Source organism: Gemella taiwanensis (assembly GCF_054054385.1).
Map to the genome: position 1 here is coordinate 271296 of NZ_JBSMTL010000002.1, position 20407 is coordinate 291702.

The window sequence follows — 20407 nt, forward strand, 5'->3', positions numbered from 1 at the left end:
CTCTCTTTATTTTCACAATTACAATAATACCACACTTATAAAAAATAGTAAATTTATTATTTTAAATTAGAAGAAATATAATGCATTACAATACCCGCAGCTATTGAGACATTCAAACTCTCCGCTTTACCAGGCATCGATATTTTAAGCAAGTTATTTACTTTATCTAAAATTTCTTCACTTACTCCAGCACCTTCATTACCAAATATTACCGCAACATTTCCTGTAATATTATTTAATTGTTCTATATATTTATCAGCTTTTAAACTTGTTGCAAAAACACTAAAATCTGTCATTTTTCCAAGTAAATCCACAAGTTCAACATTGTCAAAACAATCTATATGGAAATTACTTCCTTGTGTACTTCTAATGACCTTTTGTCCATATAAGCTCGTAGTACCTTTTCCAAGGATAATGCAATCAAAAGCAAATGCATCAGCAGTTCTGATAATAGTACCTAAATTGCCCGGATCTTGAACTTTGTCTAGAATAAGAACTTTCTTATATTTTTTTATGTCTAGTTCTTTTTTATCTATATTACATACCCCTATTATTCCTTGTGTAGTTATAGTATCAGATAAATGTTTCATTACACTGTTTGCAACTTTAGTAACTTCTCCATCAAAAGCATCTATCAGACTACACTCCTCAAAGTCTTCTGAAATCACTATTTCATCAACTACGCTTGCTTTCATAGCCTCTTCAACAAGATGTTTCCCTTCTATTAAATACTTTCCATATTTTTTTATATTTTTATTTTCTTTTAATTTTTGTATATCTTTAATTTTCTTATTACTAACTGATGTGATCATTTTTTCTCCAATAAATTTAGTTTGTACTTTTAGCATTCATAATAATTATAAACAATATTGAAGAAATATTCAAATTATGATATAATTCATTTACAGATATTACAATAAAAAGGAGTTCATTATGTCATCATTTTTACTATCAACAATAGTTTTAGTGGTTGTTTTAGGAGCAGTTGGACTTTTTAATTACTTCAGATTAAAAGGTGCTGTAACAAAACTTCCTTACGAAGAATTTAGAAAAAATCTTAGAAAAGTTCAATTAATTGACGTTAGAGAAAAAGAAGATTTTAAATACGCTCACATCAACGGTGCTCGTAACATGCCATCTTCTCAATTCAATTTCCTTTATACATCTTTAAGAAAAGACCAACCTATTTATCTTTGCGATAAAAATGGAACATTAGCTCCTCGTGCTGCACTAACTCTTAAAAAGCACGGATATACAAATGTATATATGCTAAAAAATGGTCTACAAGATTGGAAAGAAAACCTAAAAACTAAAAAATAATTTTTAAGTACTTAATTTAATCTTAATAAAGATTGTTAAGTACTTTTTTTATTTTTGAGAATAGTTTTAACACCTATAAAATAATTCACTGATAATTATTTATTGAACACTACTATAATTTATGGTATTATATGCTTAATCAATCCAAATGGAGGTCAATTTATGACTAAATATTACTATGATCCTAATATGAACCGTGGATACATCCCAGGAAGATATGTTAATAAAGTTGTATATCTTCTAATTACATTCTTCTTAGGACATTTTGGAATACAATATTTTTATGTAGGTAAAAATTTTAAAGGAATACTGTGCCTATTATTTTGTTGGATATTCATCCCATCGATAATAGCTGTTTTTTCTTTTATAATTACACTGTTTAGACCAGCTAATGAGCAGGGTGATATTTTTATCCATTATTAATTAGATAATAAATTCAATTGCTACGTAAATACTAAAAAAAACAAAACTCAAGGCTATCACATCCGTAATAACCTTGAGTTTTTATTATCGTCTTCAAATTTTTTATTAAGCTACTTCAGCTTCTTTTTCTTCAGCATCAGCGATAGCTTTTGCTTCTTCTTCTAATTTATCAATATGCATATATTTATTTAAGTATCCTTTAAGAAGAACTAATACTACACCTAGAACAATAACTACCCCTCCAATATAAGTAAATACTTGAGTATAGTTTAATTGAACTGTTAATTTAGCTAAATATCCAGAAATAATATTTGCTAATGAGAATGTTAAATACCAGATACCCATAGCTAATGATGCATATTTGGCTGGAGCAAGTTTATTAAACATTGCCATTCCGATCGGAGATAAGAATAGTTCCCCAACTGTTAATAATACATATGTTAAAAGAACATACATGATGTTAATTTTCATTCCACTTTCTACGTCACCATTGATTGTATTTAGACCTAATACCATTACAACGAAAGCTAATCCTGAAATAATCATTCCTAGTCCCATTTTTGTACCAGTATCTAAATCTCCACGTTTAGTTTTACTTAGTTTAACCCAGAATGCACCAAATACTGGAGCTAGTATTGCACATAACAGACCATTAAATGATACTAACCATGGTGTTGGTACTGTCCAACCAAAAATATTTCTATCTACAGCTTTTTGAGTTAAAATTGCAAATGAAGTTTGAGTTTGGAACCAAGCTGCCCAGAATAAAGTTGAGAATACAAACATTACTGCCATAGCTTTCATTCTATCCATATCAATTTTTGTTAATGGATGGTTAACTGATTTTTTAGCAGTTTTACTTGCTGTTGGATATTTACCTTTATCTTTTAACCAAGTAGGTGCAAAGAATGCGAATACTGCAAATTGTAAGAATGCTAGAGCAGCAGCAGCTAAGAATCCAACACGATATCCATAAGAAACAATTTTTCCGTCATTAGCAACATTTGCAAACCAGCTATCTGTAATTAATCCAAATACTATTGGTCCAAATAAACTACCAATGTTAATCGCCATATAGAAGATACTATATGCTGCATCTTTCATTGTAACTTGGTCACGCTCATAAAGAGCACCAACTATAGCACTGATATTCCCTTTACCAATACCCGCTGCAACTAATAAAAGAATTAAACTTGAAATTACTGTCCATAATTCACTAGTTGAAAAGTATAATGCAATATAACCTATACAACTAAACAATGTCCCTAAGATGATAGATTTTTGAAGACCTAGATATTTATCGGCTAACCAACCACCAATAAGAGCCATCATATATCCTGCAGCGGCATAGTAACCGTATAAAGTTACCGCAAATCCTTTTTCAAGACCTAATCCACCTTCCGAAGTCCCTGTTGTGAAGAACAGAATCATGAACCCGATGATACCATAAGCATAAAAGTTTTGTATAACAGTTGTTAAATTTACTAAATGAAGACCTTTGGGATGTTTCATTTTTTCTTTTTTTTCCATAACATTTTCCTCCTTAATTTATCCTCGTTATGTATTTACAATTACATTATATACTAAGCTTTTATAAAAATCAATTTATTTCTGAAATGTTGCGTTAGCGCCAATTTTACACCATAAATATATTTTCCTATTTTTAAAATTTTATGTACTATAACAGAAAAATTATACATGATTATTTTACTTTTATTCTTTTATTATTTTATAATACGTAAAGTTGATTTCAAATGATAAATTATATCGATTACATTAAAAAAATGTTAAAAAAATTTATATACAATAATATCTTAGTTTCAACAAATATATATTTTAAAATAGAAATTTTTCATAAATAAAAAGACAGTCTTTAGACTGCCTTTTTACTGTTATAATAATTTCTTTAAATACTATCCATTGCCATTATTATAAGTTTAATCAATTTAAGCAATTCAATTAAATATTACTCCATAAACCCTTTTAGTTTATTAAGCTTAGATGGGTGTTTTAATTTTCTAATAGCTTTCGCTTCAATTTGACGGATACGTTCACGTGTTACTCCAAACGCACTACCAACCTCTTCAAGTGTGTGAGTCTTACCATCTTTTAGGCCGAAACGTAGTTTTAATACATTTTCTTCACGATCAGTAAGAGTTTCTAAAATCTCTTCTAGTTGTTCTTTTAATAATTCGTTAGCCGCATGCTCTACTGGAGATTGTGCATCTTTATCCTCGATAAAATCTCCTAAATGTGAATCATCTTCTTCACCAATTGGTGTTTCTAATGATACAGGTTCTTGAGCTATTTTTAGTATCTCACGTACTTTTTCTGGAGTCATATTCATTTTTTTAGCGATTTCTTCTGGTTTAGGTTCACGCCCTAAATCTTGAAGTAATTGTCTTTGAATACGAATCAGACGGTTAATTGTTTCAACCATGTGAACAGGGATACGAATTGTTCTAGCTTGGTCGGCAATAGCACGAGTAATCGCTTGACGAATCCACCATGTTGCATATGTTGAGAATTTGAATCCTTTTGAGTAATCAAATTTTTCAACAGCTTTAATTAATCCCATGTTTCCTTCTTGGATTAAGTCTAGGAATAACATTCCACGTCCTACATAACGTTTTGCAATACTTACTACAAGACGTAAGTTAGCTTCAGCTAAATCTTTTTTAGCTTGTTCTTTTTCCGCTTCTGTTCCTGTTTCAATAATTTTTGAAAGTTCTAATTCTTTTTCTTTTGATAATAAAGGAACTTTACCAATTTCTTTTAGGTACATTCTTACAGGGTCATTTGTTCTGATTCCAGCTGGAACTGATAAATCTTCTAAATCTAGTTCCTCTTCCTCTTCTTCTACATGATTTGCATTAATTAAAATAATATCTTCACTATTTAACTCTTCATAAAAATCATCCATCGCTTCTGAAGAAATGTCTAATTTTGACAATGCATCTACAATCTCTTCTTGAGTTAATTCACCCTGTTTTTTACCTTTTTCTAACAATTCTTTTTTTATTGTTTCAAAATCTTTTGCTTTCTTAGCCATGTTCTTCTCCTTCTATTTCTTATACTTTTTCAACTGTGACAGCAATTCTTTTTGAGTTTCCACATCCATTTCTTGAATCGCAACCCTAAGTCTGTCTTTTATCTCTTCTAATGTAATTTGATTATCTGAAAAATACTTGATATAGTCGCTTACAACTTCTACAGTTGGATTTTCTTCTATTAGAAAATCTGTTTCATCAATATAAGTTGCAAGTCTGACAACCTCATCATCTTCAATACTATGAATGAATTTATGAATATGAAACTCAAGATTATTATTATAGTAAATAACCAAGAAATCCATAAGATTCACAAATACTTCTTGTGGGAAATTACATTTCTCTAGATCATTATATTTTTCAATAAACAATGCCCTATCAACAAAAAAGTATTTAAATAACTTGCACACCTTTTTGTCATAATTCGTTACTCTAAACAACTGTTCTGGATTAGATGGCGCTACCCATTCAACAGCCGGTTGTTTTCTTTTCACATTCACTTGACCTAATTCTCTAAGAAGAACTTGTCGCTCGATTCCGAACTCCTCTGCCAAATTAGTAAGCAATATGTATCTTAATGATTCATCTTCCATATAAGCAATATTTTTAAGTAATTCGTTTTTATACTGAATTCTTAGTTCAATATTAGTCTTAGAATCATTTTTACAATATTTAATTTTATAATTAATAAAGTGTTCTTTATTATTTTTAATATAGTTTACAGCATCAAAATCTTTATTTTTAGAATTTTTATCTGATAAAAACTCATCTAAATCTTTAGATCCAGAAAATTTTAATTTATAGACATTATCTGTTGTCTGGATAATCCTATTCCCAATTTCTATCTGTGCTTTTGAACCAGCGTCATCATTGTCTAAACTTAATGTGACCTTCTTCACAAGTGATAAAATCTCTTTTAATTTATTATTGTCTATATTTGTCCCCATCAAAGCAACAGCATTCTTTATACCATTTTGATGAGCTTTAATAACATCCATATAACCTTCACATAATATTACTTCATTCTCTTTAGCTATAAAAGCTCTCGCATCCGAGAAGTTATATAAGACTGTTCTTTTTTCAAAAATTTTCGTTTCATGCGTATTGTAGTATTTCGCAACACTTTTATCCGTAGACATAGTTCTACCCGAAAATGCTACAACTTGATTTTGATTATTTTTTATAGGAAACATTACTCTGTCTTTAAAAACATCATAATAATTGCCACTTTCATTTTTTCCTAATAGCCCAGCTTCAACCATTAAATCTAAGCTAATTTGATTAGAATTAAAAAAGTTTAAAGCTATATTATTATCTCGGGGAGCATAACCTATATTGAAGTGTTTAATAACATCTATGCTAAGTCCCCTATTCAATAAGTAATTAAGCGCTTCTTCAGCCTCTTTTGTATTTAGTAAAATATAGTTATAATAATCTGCTAAAAGCATGTGCCCATAATACATTATGTCCAGCTCATTATTTAAATCGTAATTAGCTTCTAAATTCACTTTTGACTCTATATTCAGTCCTAACCTTGCCCCAAGCTTTACGATCGCCTGATTATACGTAATATTTTCAATTAGCGAAACAAATTGGAAAATATTTCCACCTTTACCGCATCCAAAACAATGGGCTATTTTTTTCTCTGGAGAAACAGTAAACGATGGTGTTTTCTCATTATGAAACGGACATAAACCTAAATAATTTTGTCCTCTTTTTTCTAATTTGACATATTCACTAACTAGACTAACTATATCAATATTATCAAAAATATAGTCAATGTCTTGTTTAGATATTTTTGCCACCTTACTCCTCCTCTTCCTCAATTTACCATTAAGAATAAATGAATAGATTATTTCCCAACACTAATTATAACATAAACAAAGGGATTTTGATAGACTTTGTTAAAATATTTATATTATCACACTAAGTTAATTTTTCCTCTCAAAATTAATATTATATTATTTCTACAATCATACATTTAGATTTTATAATGACAAATTTTATTATAATATCACTGTTATCAATTCTATAGTCTAATGATTAACAATTCCAAACTCACATAAAATGATATTTTTAGAAGATTATATTTATACATTTTGATAAGATACAATTTAAATCAGACTCTTCCTTAAATCCACCTATTATATCACGTCAGTCATTAGTAAAATCATATGGTATAGAAAATTCTATTAATTTAGGTTATAATATGAATATCATTTAAAAAAGGAGTATGAAAGTGAAAGTAATTATAGTCGGTGGCGGTAAAGTCGGAGAGCTTCTTTGTGCCGATTTTTCTAACACGTTTGATGAAGTCACAATTATAGATACAAATGAACGTCGTGTTGAAAAACTTGTTGAAACATATGATATAAATGGATTAATCGGTAACGGAGCAAATTCAGACATATTATTAGAAGCAGATGCAGCTAATTCTGACATGTTTATTTCAGTAACTACTAGTGATGAAATAAACATGATATCTTGTATTGCAGCTAAACAAATAGGAGCAAAATATACGATAGCAAGAATTCGTAACCCTGAATATTCTAAAACAAAAGAATTTATTAAACAATCTCTAGGAATAGATCTTATGGTTAACCCTGAGTACGAAGCAGCTAAGCAAATTTTCTATATGCTTAAGTATCCTACCGCAACAAAAGTAGAAAGTTTTTCAAACAATAAATTTAATATTCTAGAAGTATTAATAAATGAAAATAGTTTACTAAAGGGGGTTTCACTTATTGATATTAGAAAATACATTGATTTCCCTTCCCTAGTATGTTTAGTTGAAAGAAAGGGAGAAGTATTCGTTCCTCGTGGGAATTATATATTTGAAGTTGGAGATAAAGTTCATATAACTGCTTCAAATAAAAATCTAAAGAAATTCTATAAACTATTAGGAAATAAAGAAAATTTAGAAAAGAAAATAACTTCATCTTTAATAATAGGTGGAGGAAAAGTAGCCTACTATCTTGTGGAATTTTTACAAAAAGCTTCTTTCTACACTAAAGTAATAGAAATTGATAAAGAAAAAGCAATTTCTTTGAGTGAGACATATCCTGAAATAGATGTTATTTGGGCTGACGGAAGCGATCGTGATACTTTAATAGAAGAAGGTATTCAGACTTTCGATAGTTGTATATCTTTAACTGGTTTAGATGAAGAAAATATTATAATTAATATATACGCACATAAACTTGGTATTAAGAAAACTGTAGCAAAAGTTAATCGTGCATCTCTAAAACAGATAGCTGAGGATATCGGTCAATATTCATATATTACTCCTAAAGAAATCGTGGGAAATATAATAAAAAAACATACAAAATCTTTACAATGTAGTCGTACTACAGATATAGAGAATTTCTATAGAATAGCGAATAATAACGCTGAGGTAATTGAGTTCAAAATCTCAAGCGAAAATTCAAAAGTTATTGGTATTAAATTGAAAGATCTTGATATTAATGATAATACTCTTATAGCATTTATAATTCGTAATAATAGACAAATCTTCCCAAATGGTGATGATGAAATTAAAGTGAATGATAATGTCGTTGTAGTTAGTTATCAACAGAAAATTGAACATATCGATGATATTCTTGCTAGGAGGTAATCTATGAATTTTAAAATGATTTTTAATGTTCTAGGTAAAATGCTAATTCTTTTAGCCGCTTTACTAATACTTCCTACAATTATTTCATTAATATATAAAGAACCTACTTATGTGACTAACTCATTTTTAATTACTATAATGATATGTTTTATAATATCATTATTACTACATTTTTTAACAAAAGATGTTACCGAACGTGATTTCTACAAAAGAGAGGGGTATGTGATAGTTACTCTTACTTGGGTTATCTTTTCAATTCTTGGAGCACTTCCTTTCTATATTTCAGGAGAAATACCTCACTATATAGATAGTTTCTTCGAAACAGTAAGTGGCTTTACAACTACTGGTTCAACTATTTTAGAAGATATTGAGACTTTAAGCAAAAGTTTACTATTTTGGAGAAGTTTCACCCACTTTATAGGTGGTATGGGGGTTATTGTATTCGCTCTAGCAATTTTACCAAGATCCCCTCATACTATTCATATAGCAAAAGCCGAGGTACCTGGTCCTTATTTCGGGAAAGTTGTATCTTCTATGAAACAAACAGCAATTTATCTATATGGAATATATATAGCACTTACAGTACTTTTATTTATATTCTTAATGTTTGGTGGCGTTGGATTTTTTGATAGTATAAACCTAGCTTTCTCTACTGCTGGAACCGGTGGCTTCTCAGTAAGAAATGCAGGAATCGCATATTATAACAGTACTTATGTTACAGTAGTAATCGCTATCTTTATGCTTATTTTCTCAATGAATTTAAGTTTATTATATTTTATTATTTTTAAAAGATACTTCAAAGTTCTAAAAAGTGAAGAACTTAGATGGTTCTTTGGAATGATTGGTATACTTTCTGTAATCATGTTTCTAGATATTTATCGTTCATATGATACGCCAAACCATAGTTTATTAGATGTATTTTTCACAGTTTCATCTGTTGTTTCCACTACAGGTTTTACATATAATGACTTTAACATTTGGCCAGTATTTTCAAAAATGATAATCTTAATACTGATGATCGTTGGAGGTTGTACAGGAGGAACTGCTGGTGGAATAAAAATTCCACGACTTATTTTCTTCGTAAAAAATGCCAAACTAAGTATAAGTAAAGCTTTAAACCCTAGAAAAATAGCGATGGTTAAAATCGATGGAAAAGTAATAAAAGACACTACTCCACTTTCTAACTATTTACTATTATTCGGATTTGTATATGTGATAATATTATTCTTAATAACATTCCAAATCAATGACTTTGAAGATGCAATTTCTTTAACAGTTACATCAATCAGTAACGCTGGACCAGCATTCAATCACTATGGTCCAATGAGTAACTTCTCACAAATACCATATTTTACTAAAATTATATTATCTATCTCAATGCTATTAGGTCGTTTAGAATTGATGCCATTAATAGTATTCTTCTCTGCTAACACATGGAAAAAACGTAGAAAAAAAGCTAGAGAAAGTCAAAGAATAATAAATAGTTATAATGAGTAATACAAAACAAAAAGACGAGTTCTACTTATAGATCTCGTCTTTTATCATTGAAACTATCTCTTGAATTTCTTCATTAATTCGTTCATCAAGTTCCTCTTTTGTAATTAATTCATCATTATGAGCTTCAGTATATCCTAGAATCACACCTAGAGAATTCTTAACATTGTGCAACATAATTTTTTTCTTCTGTTCATTTTTATCTAAATCTGAACTTCTTCTATATATTAGATATATATTTAAGAATACAAATACTGTTAAAGGTAGGAAAAATATTTTTATGTGAATTGCGGCAATTAAAAATATTATTATCAATACATTTACTATTATGAAATTAATCATATTTTTCATGATATAAACTATAAACCTCTTTTTTATTTATGCCGTATTCTTTAGCAGTATTTTTAATAGCTTCTGATTTTTTTTCACCATTTTGTACTTTTTCATAAATTATTTCTACAATATCATCAAGATTAAATTCATCTTTTTCTTCATCTTTTGAAGGAGAAATAATAACAACAAACTCCCCTTTTTCCTTAATCTCTTCACCCAACATATCTAATATTATACTAGCTTCAAATGTTTCAATTTGTTCAAACATCTTTGTAAGTTCTCTCGCTACTGCAATTTTTCTTGTTGGGGATATTTTTACGATTTCTTCCACTAAGTTTTTCACCCTATGTGGACTCTCATACAAAATACCAGTTGTTTTCGAGCTTAAAATAATTTCTAACTTTTGTTTAAGTTCTTTAGTTTTTCGTGGTAAGAATCCATAAAAAGTATAATTATATGATTCTATTCCACTTGCCACTAATGCAGTAAGTCCAGCATTAGCACCAGGTAAAGCAACAACATCAAGTCCTGCTCCCTTCACCTTTTCCACCAGTACATACCCTGGATCTGAAATACATGGCATCCCAGCATCTGTTACCAATGCTATTTCTAATCCCTCTTCTAAGTATTCTATTATTTTATCACTCATCTTATCTTCATTATGTTCATGGTAACTAAGTAGTTTTTTACCTTTTATTTCATAATGATTCAATAATTTTTGTGTATTTCTTGTATCTTCACAAGCTATAATATCCGCTTCTTTTAGCACCCTTAATGCTCTTAAAGTAATATCTTCCAAATTACCTATTGGCGTTCCTACTAAATATAACATTTATTTTTCCTCTATTTTTTTATTTAAACCTTTTACTTCTTGCCTTTTACTTGCATCTAAATTTAATAAAATAAATTCTTCTTTTTTAGTACGTGTTAATTTCTTAAATAAACTTTCAGCTCTCGTCGCTTCACTTTTAGTTTCAAATTCTTCAAAGTACAAAAGTTTTACCGGCACTCTAACCCTAGTGTATTTCGCACCTTTTTTTGCATTATGAGTTTTTATTCGTCTAACAATATCAGTCGTATATCCAGTATACCAAGTTTTATCACTACACTCAACTACATACATAAAACTACTCATAAATACCATACACTTTCTTCATTTCATCTGTATAACTTCCATCTTCATTATAAATATAAAATGGTTGTTCTACTTTGATATCACTAACTTTCGAGATACTTCCTTCAATTAATACTATTTTACTAGTATCACTTGTTTCTTTGCTATAAACAAATCTAATTCTTTTAATAGCTAAGCCATTTTTTTCACATTCAGAAATAATATCACTTATCCTGTATGTTCGATGTACCATAGCAAACTTACCATTTTGTTTAACCAAATATCTTATTGCTTTTACAATATCACTTAAATTACATAAAAGTTCATGACGTGAAATATTATGATTTAACTTTTCACGTTGATTCGGCATATTCTCCACTGGAAAGTACGGTGGATTACAAATTACATAATCAAACGATGATGGCTTATAGTATTCTTTCACATTTTTTACATCACCATTTCTTACTTCTATATTCGTAATTCCATTAAGTTCTATGCTTTTTTTAGTAAGTTCAACTAAGTCTTCTTGAATTTCTAACATTTCAACTTTAGCATCTGATTTTTCTCTTAGAATAATCGAAATCCCACCATTACCACTACAAAGTTCAATTATACTTTTTTTGAAACTTCTCGGTACATTAGCAAAATAAGGAAGTAAAAAAGAATCTGTTGACATACTATAATAATCAACCTTCTGCAAAATTTTAAAATTTTTTGAAACTAAATCTACTCTCAAATTCTCTTCCATACTAACCTCGCAATAAAAAATCTAAATTGATTTTATCCAATAAAACTGTAAATAAAAATTTTTCTAAAACTAATGTTGCATTAACATTAGCATTTAAATCAGCTAAAGCAAGCAGTACTTTCTCTTGAACTTTACTTATGTTCACTATGTCATGTTGACTAGATTCAGAATAACTGTTTGTAGTTTTAATGCTCAAATATTTAAAAAACTCTAATATATCTTCCTTAACTTTAAGTAAGCCTAGAACATAGATATTAGCCATATGTGGCTTCCTACTATATCTTTTTACATATTCAGAAACAATCTTTATTATTTCTTCATTTTCTGTAACTTCCCTATCTTCACTCTGCCTTACTAATTTTATCTGTTGACATCGTGAAATAATAGTCGGTAATACTGCACTAATATTTTTACAGCTAAGAATAGCAATAATATCGTCTTCAGGTTCTTCTAAAAACTTAAGCAAGCTATTTGCAGCTTGTTCTGTCATTTTTTCGATATCTTTTATCCAATATATTTTTTTACCATAAAATGATTTAATACTTAAGTCAGATTTCAATGTTTGAATTTCATCTTTTTTTATAGAAGTATCACTAGTTAATTTATAAAAATCTACATAGTTGCCGTGATTTATACTGCGACAATTGTTACAGCTCTCGCAACTAAAAAATTCTTTATTTTTATTTTCTAAACAAAATATTGCTTTAACAAAACTTAAAATAAACTCATCAGAATATAAACTATCCTCGCCTATCACTAGATAGGCATGGGATAGTTTATTAGTTTTTAATGTATTTGTTAAAGATTTTATTACAATTTCATCTTTACTAAAGTTCATTGTCTAAAAATCCTTCCAGTATTGAAAGTGCTTGTTTTTGAACATTTTCATAAGTATCACTTGCATCAATTACTTTGATGCGCTCTGTATTCTCTTTCGAAAGGTCATCATAACCTCGTTTTACATTTTTATAAAAGTCTAAACTTTCCTGATCCATACGGTTATTGTCGTCTCTATTTTTTGTACGAGCTAGACCTACCTCAACGTCTACTGAAAAGTATAAAGTTAAATCAGGTTCTAAGTTATCAGTAGCATATGCATTAATATCCAATATATCTTGTTTACTAAGTCCACGACCATAAGATTGGTAAGCTACTGAACTATCAACAAAACGATCGCATATAACTATATAACCTTCATTTACATGTGGAAGTATTTTTTTTACAATATGATCGCGTCTACTTGCACAAAATAGCAAACTTTCAGTTTTAGCGTCAATATCGTTAGAACTATCAAATAAAAGTTCACGAACTTTCTCACTAAAATCTGTTCCTCCAGGTTCACGTGTTGTAATAACCTTATAACCTTTTCTTGTTAAATACTCTGTAGCAAAGTTAATAAAGCTCGTTTTACCTGAACCATCTGAACCTTCTACTGTTATGAATTTACCTTTCATTCGAATAACCTTTCTACTATATTATTTATTCATAAATTGAGAAATTCTTTCAACTGCTTCTTTAATATTCTCGATGCTTGTTGCATAACTAATTCTAAAGAAGTCATTATATGCGCTACCAAAAGCTGTTCCCGGAATAACTCCAACACGAGCTTCTTTCGCTAATATTTTACAGAACTCCATAGCACCTAAATCACGGTACTTAGCTGGAATTTTAGCAAAGATATAAAACGCTCCATCGATTTCAGGAATTTCAAATCCTAATTCACGTAGTTTTGGAACCATATAATCTTTTCTTTCTCTATATGTCTCAATCATATGTCTATTGTATTTATCCACATTTTCATCATTAAGTGCTACTACCGCTGCGTCTTGAATAAATGTAGCTGCACCAGAAACTGTAAATAAGTGGAATACTCCAATTTTTCTAATCATCGCTAATGGAGCTGCGATGAATCCTACACGCCATCCTGTCATAGCATGAGATTTAGATAATCCACTAATAAGAACAGTTTGTTCCGGAATAAATTCCGCTAATGATGTGTGTTTGTAATTATATGTAATATCCCCATATATTTCATCACTAATTACAAAAATATCATATTTTCCTAATACATCAGCAATAGCTTTAACTTCTTCTCTTGTATATGTAACACCACTTGGGTTATTTGGATAGTTAATTAATATTGCTTTTGCATCTTTATTTTCTTCTAAAGCTTTTTCTAAATCGCTAGGAAGAACTTTAAATCCATTGTCAACTGTATCTATAAATTTGATATTACATTTATTTAAAATACCAACTCCCTCATAAGCTGAGAAGTATGGTGTTACTACTAAGATAGTATCTCCCTCGTTAGTAACAGCAGAAATTGTGTGTTCTATCGCAGCCGATGCCCCTATTGTTACGATAATTTCATCAGGGCTATAATTTAAGTTATATCTTTTCTCTAAATTCGCAGCCCATGCTGTACGTAACTCAGCAATACCATTATTTACTGAATAGTGTGTTCTATTATTATCTAAAGCGCGTTTAGCAGCTTCTTTAACTTCTTCTGCAGTGTCAAAATCTGGCTCTCCCAAAGTTAATTTGATAATTCCTTCTATAGAAGAAGCATATCTATCAAACTCTCTTATCGGTGAACCTGTAAGGTTTGCAAGTGACGTGTTGAACTTATTTTCTAATGATTTTTTAATTTCCATAAATTTATCTTCCTTCCTTATTATATTAGATACATTGTTAATGTAATACTACTAATATTGTATCATATTTTTAGTAAAAATAGAATTCATATTAGTAATATAGAATAAAATTTCAATCAATGTTTACATATAATTTTATAGCATTTTTCAGAAAATTTTCAACATCTAATTTCGGATATTTTGATTAAAATTTCAGAAAATTTAAAGAAAAGTATTGAAAAAAACTTTGATTAGTATTATAATAACTTTAACATATTTAAAAAATTAATTGTTTATAAAAGGAGAAATATTATTATGACAAAACTAACAGTAAATGATATAAGAGTAGAACTTACTAAAAATCCAAAGGAAAAAACACCAGATGATAAATTAGGATTCGGTTCAGTATTCACTGATCACATGTTCGTTATGGATTGGTCATCTGACAAAGGTTGGTATGATCCACGTATCGTACCTTATGGACCTATCCCAGTATCACCTGCATTAAACGTATTACACTACGGACAAAGTGTTTTCGAAGGAATGAAAGCATATAACGCAAATGGAGAAGCTGTTTTATTCCGTCCAGAACAAAACTTTAGACGTTTAAATAAATCATCGGACCGTATAGCTTTACCACAATTAGATGAAGAGTTCGCATTAGCAGCTCTTAAAAAATTAATCTCTATCGATAAAGACTGGATTCCAAAATCTGAAGGTACTTCACTATACGTTAGACCATTCTTATATGGTTCTGAAGAAGCACTTGGAGTACACCCTAACCATGAAGTTAAGTTTATAATCATCTTATCTCCATCAGGAAGCTACTTCAAAGCTGGTCTTCAACCTAATAAAATCTTTGTAGAACACGAATATGTACGTGCTGTACGTGGTGGATTCGGATTCGCTAAAACTGCAGGTAACTATGCTGGATCTCTTAAAGGTCAAAAGAAAGCTCAAGAACTTGGTTACTCTCAATCTCTATGGCTTGATGGAGTAGAACAAAAATACATCGAAGAAGGAGGAGCAATGAATATCTTCTTCAAAATTGATGGAACATTCGTTACACCTGAATTAAACGGTTCAATCCTTCCAGGTATCACTCGTGCATCAGTATTAGAATTACTTAAATCATTAGGTGAAAAAGTAGAAGAAAGAAAATTATCTCTTGAAGAAGTTTACGAAGCATATGACAATGGAAAACTTGAAGAAGTATTCTTATGTGGTACTGCTGCAGTAATCGCTCCTGTTGGTGAATTATTCGATGGTACTAAGAAATTAGAACTTATCAAAGATGATAAACCAGGAGAATGGACTCAAAAAATCTACAACCTACTAACTGGTATCCAACTTGGTAAAGTTGAAGACAAATTCGGATGGGTTGTTAAAGTAGAAGAATAATATAAAAATAAAAGATTCCAAGTTAAACAATTTGGAATCTTTTTTATCTTGTTGTTATTTATCCAAAGTACAAATAATATGTAATACAATAAAAAGATGAAGTATAGTATAACACCAACTTCATCTTTATTTTTATTTGCTAATATTATTAATGTAAATTATATTTTATCGACTTTTATAAACTTATTTTTTGTAAGCAAATGTGTATAGAGCAGAAACTAAAGTAACAGCTCCAACAAAGTTTCCTAAGAATACTGTTCCCATGTTTTGGATAAATTGTAAAACAGAGATATTTGCACCTTCAAACATAGCAGCTGGGATTGCGAACATGTTCGCAACCAAGTGTTGGAATCCAATAGCAACGAATGTCATAATTGGGAACCATACACCAAACATTTTACTACCTACATCTTTAGCAGCGAAGTTTAACCATACTGCCATACCTACTAACCAGTTACAACCTACAGCTGAGAAGAATACTTGCCAGAATGTTAAGTATACTTTTGATTCACCAGCTGAAATAGTTTTAGCTGCAATAGCCCCACCAGTTAAACCAGTTAAATGTCCTAAGAAATAAGCAATAACTAATGAACCTACAAGGTTTGCAAATGAAATAACAACCATGTTTTTAGCTAATAGTTTAAAACTAATTTTCTTATTAAACCATGCAACAGTTACAGCCATCATATTACCTGTAACTAACTCTCCACCACCTACTAAAATACAAATAAGTCCGATTGGGAAAACAGATGCCCCTAATAATGCACCAATTCCTCCGAATTCTTTAGGAATTGATCCTGATACACGAAGTAAAGCTAAGAAACCTACCCCGATGAATGCACCACCTAAGAATCCTAAACTTAACATGTATTTAAGGCTTGCAGTCGCTTTAGCAACACCTTTTTTACAAGTTAACTCGTAAGTTTCTTGTGGCTCTAAAAATACTTTAGATTCTACAGTGTTTGTCATAATAACACTCTCCTTAAAAAATTTATAATAATTACATAGATACAACCTTTTCTATATCTACAATAAAGATTATACAATAACAATGACATTTTTTCAACCCCTGTTTTAATACAGATTTTATTAAAATCTGTACAAATTAATAAACTTAGTTGAAACTTATCTCGCATAACTAAACAAATATATTACTACTTTCAATATAAAGTAAAAAATATAACCACTAGAAATAAAACGTTTCCCAATGGTTATATTAAATTATAATTTTTAATTATTATTTTTATAAGCTATTGTATATAAACCAGCAACTAGTAGTGCTCCACCTAAAAAATTCCCTAAAAAAATTACACACATATTATTAAAAAACTGTAATAGTGTAATATTAGCGCCACCAAACATTGCTGCTGGGATAACAAACATATTGGCTACAACGTGTTGAAACCCAACGGCTACGAATGTCATAATTGGAAACCACGTCCCAATTATTTTTCCACTTACATCTTTAGCACAGAATGATAACCATGCCCCCATACCTACTAGCAAGTTACACCCGACACCTGAAAACAGACCTTGCCAAAGTGTCGCGTTAACTTTTGACTCAGCAGTAGCTATTGTTTTCGCAAATGTCGCCCCTTCAGTAAGTCCCGTCACATGTCCTAAAAAATACGCTACGAAAATAGCGCCTACTAAATTTGCTAAGGTTATAATAATAAAATTTTTCACCAGCATTCCTAGACTAACTTTTTTATTAAAAAATGCTAATGTAACTGCCATCATATTACTTGTTATTAATTCTCCACCACCTACTAATATACATATCAAACCAATTGGAAAGACAGCTGCACCTAATAATACACCTAATCCTCCAAACTCATGTGGGATAGATCCTGCAACTTTTAAATAAGCAAGATAGCCTACTGCGATAAAAGCCCCCCTAAGAAACCTAAACTCAACATATACTTTAAGCTTCCCGAAGCTTTAGCCACACCTTTTTTACTAGTGTATTCATATAATTCATTAGGCTCTAAATAAGCCTTTGTATGTATATATTCTGACATAACTTTTGTCTCCTTATAATATTCTATAGATATTATACAACAACAAAATTTTATTAACAAACACAGTATCAACAGCACCTTGTTATATATTTATATTTTAATATATATCAAAAATTATTAACTAAATATCATTTTGTCTACTTCATTAACTATTCGACTGAATTTCACTGTATTACATATCTATATTCATCCCATAAATATAGATATACATTTTTATATTTTTAAAGATTCATATTTATTATTTTTTAATTATAAGGTTTCGAACTAGTATATATAATAGATATCAACCTAATATCAAGTTAACTTCTTTTAAATTGTTTTAGATTTATCTTATTAACACCATAGAAAATTAATTATAATTTTTATATGATGTTAAAGAAGTAAATATTCAAAATCTATATACAAAAAAGCGATTGGACAATTCCAATCGCTTAATTTATTATCTTGCAAGCTTAACCGCTCTAACCTCACGAATAACATTAACTTTAATGTTTCCTGGGTATTGCATCGTTTCTTCGATTTTATTTTTAACTTCTTTGGCAATTTTGTAAGTTTTTGTATCATCTACTTCTTCAGGATTTACGATTACTCGAATCTCACGACCTGCTTGAATAGCAAATGTTTTTTCAACACCTTTATGTTCATTTGCGATTTCTTCAAGTTTTTGTAGACGTTTAATATAGTTTTCTAATGACTCTCTTCGAGCTCCTGGACGTGATGCAGAAAGTGCATCCGCTGTGGCAACAATGACAGAAATAGGGTTTGTTGGTTCTGTATCACCATGGTGCGAAGCAATTGCATTAACAACAATCGCATTCTCTTTATATTTAAGAGCTAATGCTACACCAATTTCAACGTGTGAACCTTCTACTTCATGATCAAGCGCTTTACCGATATCGTGTAGTAAACCTGCACGACGAGCTGTAGCAACATCTAAGTCTAACTCAGCCGCGATAAGTCCAGCGATATACGCTACTTCCATAGAGTGTTGTAGTCCATTTTGACCATAACTTGTTCTATATTTTAACTTACCTACGATCTTAACTAAATCTGGATGCATGTTGTGGATTCCAAGATCAAATGTAGCTTGTTCCCCAGCATCTCTAATAACTTGATCAATGTTTTTACGTGCTTTGTCAACAGCTTCCTCAATTTTTGAAGGATGAATACGACCATCATCGATAAGTGATTTAATCGCTGTTTTTGCAATTTCACGACGGATAGGATCATATCCAGAAAGGATAACTGCTTCTGGAGTATCGTCAATAATTAAATCTACTCCAGTCAATGTTTCTAAAGTACGAATATTTCTTCCTTCACGTCCTATAATACGACCTTTCATATCATCACTTGGAAGATCAACAACTGATACAGTAGTTTCACTAACTACATCTGTTGCAAAACGTTGTAACGATTGAACAATAAGTTCTTTTGCACGTTTATCGGCAACGCTTTTCGCCTCTAGTTCTTTATTTCTAATATATATTGCCATGTCTTTAGCCATATCAGTTTCAACTGCGGCCATAATCTCTTCACGAGCTTGTTCTTCTGTTAAGTTTGCAATTCTTTGCAACTCTGTTTCTTGTTGAATTTTAAGTTGATTAACCTCACTACTTTTCTCTTCAAGAAGCTGAGATTTTTCTTCCAATTTCATCTCTCTTGAACTTAACAGTTCATCTTTTTTATTCAGAAGTTCTGTTTGACGTTCTAATGAAGATTCCTTTTGAACGATTCTATCTTCTTGTCTTTGAATATCTTGTTTTTTAAATTCTGCTTCTTTATTAGCAATATTGATTATCTCTTCAGCTTCTTTTTTAGCTATTGTAGTTTCTTTTTCTACTATATATCTAGCTTCTTTTCTTGCCTCACCAATAATATGTTCGGCATCTTGCTTAGATAATTCTAATCTCTTTTGAATAGAATTTTTTGAAATAATATATCCAAATAAAAGTCCAACAAGTAAAGCTGCAATACTGATTATTCCATAAATCATTTTGCAACCTCTTTCTATTTTGAAAATTTTTTTATTATGATATTGTACTTTTGTCAGAATTTTAAACTCTGGCAATCTATCACATACCATAACTACAATTCTACACTACCTATAGTAAAAAGTCAATAGTTCACTTAGGGAAAATCTAGTTACTATAATCTTTTTCTTCTATATTACAACTTAATTACTTACTTAATTTGTTCCGAATTTTCTTTAATTATTTTATAGAAATCACTTGATTAAATTTTGACTTAGTTGTATTAT

At 29.9% G+C, this 20407-nt stretch carries 18 protein-coding genes and 1 pseudogene; 5 read left to right on the forward strand and 14 right to left on the reverse strand.

Features of this window, described 5'->3' with window-relative positions; all coding sequences use genetic code 11:
* Window positions 1-56 precede the first annotated feature (56 nt).
* Window positions 57-848 (reverse strand): TrmH family RNA methyltransferase, encoded by a 792-nt coding sequence (locus ACWOA3_RS03325; protein ID WP_456884092.1) that lies wholly within the window; start codon window positions 846-848, stop codon window positions 57-59.
* Window positions 849-933: 85 nt separating this feature from the next.
* Here ACWOA3_RS03325 and ACWOA3_RS03330 point away from each other — a divergent pair, with 85 nt between their 5' ends.
* Window positions 934-1320 (forward strand): rhodanese-like domain-containing protein, encoded by a 387-nt coding sequence (locus ACWOA3_RS03330; protein ID WP_442566410.1) that lies wholly within the window; start codon window positions 934-936, stop codon window positions 1318-1320.
* A gap of 162 nt (window positions 1321-1482) precedes the next feature.
* On the forward strand, window positions 1483-1743 hold the full coding sequence (locus tag ACWOA3_RS03335) for a TM2 domain-containing protein (RefSeq protein WP_456884094.1): 261 nt from the start codon (window positions 1483-1485) through the stop codon (window positions 1741-1743).
* 105 nt (window positions 1744-1848) lie between these two features.
* Here ACWOA3_RS03335 and ACWOA3_RS03340 read toward each other — a convergent pair whose 3' ends face one another.
* The 3 genes from ACWOA3_RS03340 to dnaG form a co-directional block, all read right to left on the reverse strand.
* Window positions 1849-3273 carry a peptide MFS transporter gene (locus tag ACWOA3_RS03340; protein WP_456884096.1) on the reverse strand — a complete coding sequence of 475 codons (1425 nt, stop codon included), beginning with the start codon at window positions 3271-3273 and terminating at the stop codon, window positions 1849-1851.
* A gap of 436 nt (window positions 3274-3709) precedes the next feature.
* Window positions 3710-4795 carry an RNA polymerase sigma factor RpoD gene (rpoD, locus tag ACWOA3_RS03345; RefSeq protein ID WP_003145858.1) on the reverse strand — a complete coding sequence of 362 codons (1086 nt, stop codon included), beginning with the start codon at window positions 4793-4795 and terminating at the stop codon, window positions 3710-3712.
* 12 nt (window positions 4796-4807) lie between these two features.
* Window positions 4808-6598, reverse strand: a complete 1791-nt coding sequence (dnaG, locus tag ACWOA3_RS03350; protein WP_456884097.1) for a DNA primase — start codon at window positions 6596-6598, stop codon at window positions 4808-4810.
* Between the two features lie 428 nt (window positions 6599-7026).
* Here dnaG and trkA point away from each other — a divergent pair, with 428 nt between their 5' ends.
* Entirely contained in the window at window positions 7027-8406 is a 1380-nt protein-coding gene (gene trkA, locus ACWOA3_RS03355) for a Trk system potassium transporter TrkA (RefSeq protein WP_456884098.1), read from the forward strand.
* Window positions 8407-8409: 3 nt separating this feature from the next.
* Window positions 8410-9903: a potassium transporter TrkG gene (locus ACWOA3_RS03360; protein ID WP_442566427.1), complete on the forward strand. Its 1494-nt coding sequence runs from the start codon at window positions 8410-8412 to the stop codon at window positions 9901-9903.
* Window positions 9904-9924: 21 nt separating this feature from the next.
* On the opposite strand, the gene ACWOA3_RS03365 is transcribed toward ACWOA3_RS03360, so the two are convergent.
* From ACWOA3_RS03365 to ACWOA3_RS03395, 7 genes are all read right to left on the reverse strand, one after another.
* Window positions 9925-10242 carry a hypothetical protein gene (locus ACWOA3_RS03365; protein ID WP_314991156.1) on the reverse strand — a complete coding sequence of 106 codons (318 nt, stop codon included), beginning with the start codon at window positions 10240-10242 and terminating at the stop codon, window positions 9925-9927.
* Window positions 10235-11065: a 16S rRNA (cytidine(1402)-2'-O)-methyltransferase gene (gene rsmI, locus ACWOA3_RS03370; RefSeq protein WP_456884100.1), complete on the reverse strand. Its 831-nt coding sequence runs from the start codon at window positions 11063-11065 to the stop codon at window positions 10235-10237. Before rsmI ends, ACWOA3_RS03365 begins: the two co-directional genes overlap by 8 nt.
* Window positions 11066-11377: a GIY-YIG nuclease family protein gene (locus ACWOA3_RS03375; protein ID WP_456884103.1), complete on the reverse strand. Its 312-nt coding sequence runs from the start codon at window positions 11375-11377 to the stop codon at window positions 11066-11068.
* On the reverse strand, window positions 11361-12023 hold the full coding sequence (locus tag ACWOA3_RS03380; RefSeq protein WP_456884105.1) for a tRNA1(Val) (adenine(37)-N6)-methyltransferase: 663 nt from the start codon (window positions 12021-12023) through the stop codon (window positions 11361-11363). Before ACWOA3_RS03380 ends, ACWOA3_RS03375 begins: the two co-directional genes overlap by 17 nt.
* Before the next feature lie 73 nt (window positions 12024-12096).
* Complete coding sequence (locus ACWOA3_RS03385; RefSeq protein WP_456884106.1) at window positions 12097-12933, reverse strand: DNA polymerase III subunit delta'; 837 nt, start codon at window positions 12931-12933, stop codon at window positions 12097-12099.
* The gene (gene tmk, locus ACWOA3_RS03390) at window positions 12923-13549 is read right to left on the reverse strand and encodes a dTMP kinase (RefSeq protein ID WP_003145843.1); all 627 of its coding nucleotides are present in this window, start codon (window positions 13547-13549) and stop codon (window positions 12923-12925) included. Before tmk ends, ACWOA3_RS03385 begins: the two co-directional genes overlap by 11 nt.
* A gap of 21 nt (window positions 13550-13570) precedes the next feature.
* Window positions 13571-14749, reverse strand: a complete 1179-nt coding sequence (locus ACWOA3_RS03395; protein WP_442566432.1) for an aminotransferase class I/II-fold pyridoxal phosphate-dependent enzyme — start codon at window positions 14747-14749, stop codon at window positions 13571-13573.
* 294 nt (window positions 14750-15043) lie between these two features.
* Here ACWOA3_RS03395 and ACWOA3_RS03400 point away from each other — a divergent pair, with 294 nt between their 5' ends.
* Window positions 15044-16129, forward strand: a complete 1086-nt coding sequence (locus tag ACWOA3_RS03400; RefSeq protein ID WP_003145841.1) for a branched-chain amino acid aminotransferase — start codon at window positions 15044-15046, stop codon at window positions 16127-16129.
* A gap of 183 nt (window positions 16130-16312) precedes the next feature.
* Here ACWOA3_RS03400 and ACWOA3_RS03405 read toward each other — a convergent pair whose 3' ends face one another.
* The 3 genes and pseudogenes from ACWOA3_RS03405 to rny form a co-directional block, all read right to left on the reverse strand.
* Window positions 16313-17098 (reverse strand): formate/nitrite transporter family protein, encoded by a 786-nt coding sequence (locus ACWOA3_RS03405; protein ID WP_003145840.1) that lies wholly within the window; start codon window positions 17096-17098, stop codon window positions 16313-16315.
* A gap of 261 nt (window positions 17099-17359) precedes the next feature.
* Window positions 17360-18150, reverse strand: a pseudogene (locus ACWOA3_RS03410) (formate/nitrite transporter family protein).
* A 439-nt stretch (window positions 18151-18589) separates the two neighbouring features.
* A complete protein-coding gene (gene rny / locus ACWOA3_RS03415; RefSeq protein ID WP_003145838.1) occupies window positions 18590-20143 on the reverse strand; it encodes a ribonuclease Y in 1554 nt (517 codons plus the stop codon).
* Window positions 20144-20407 lie beyond the last annotated feature (264 nt).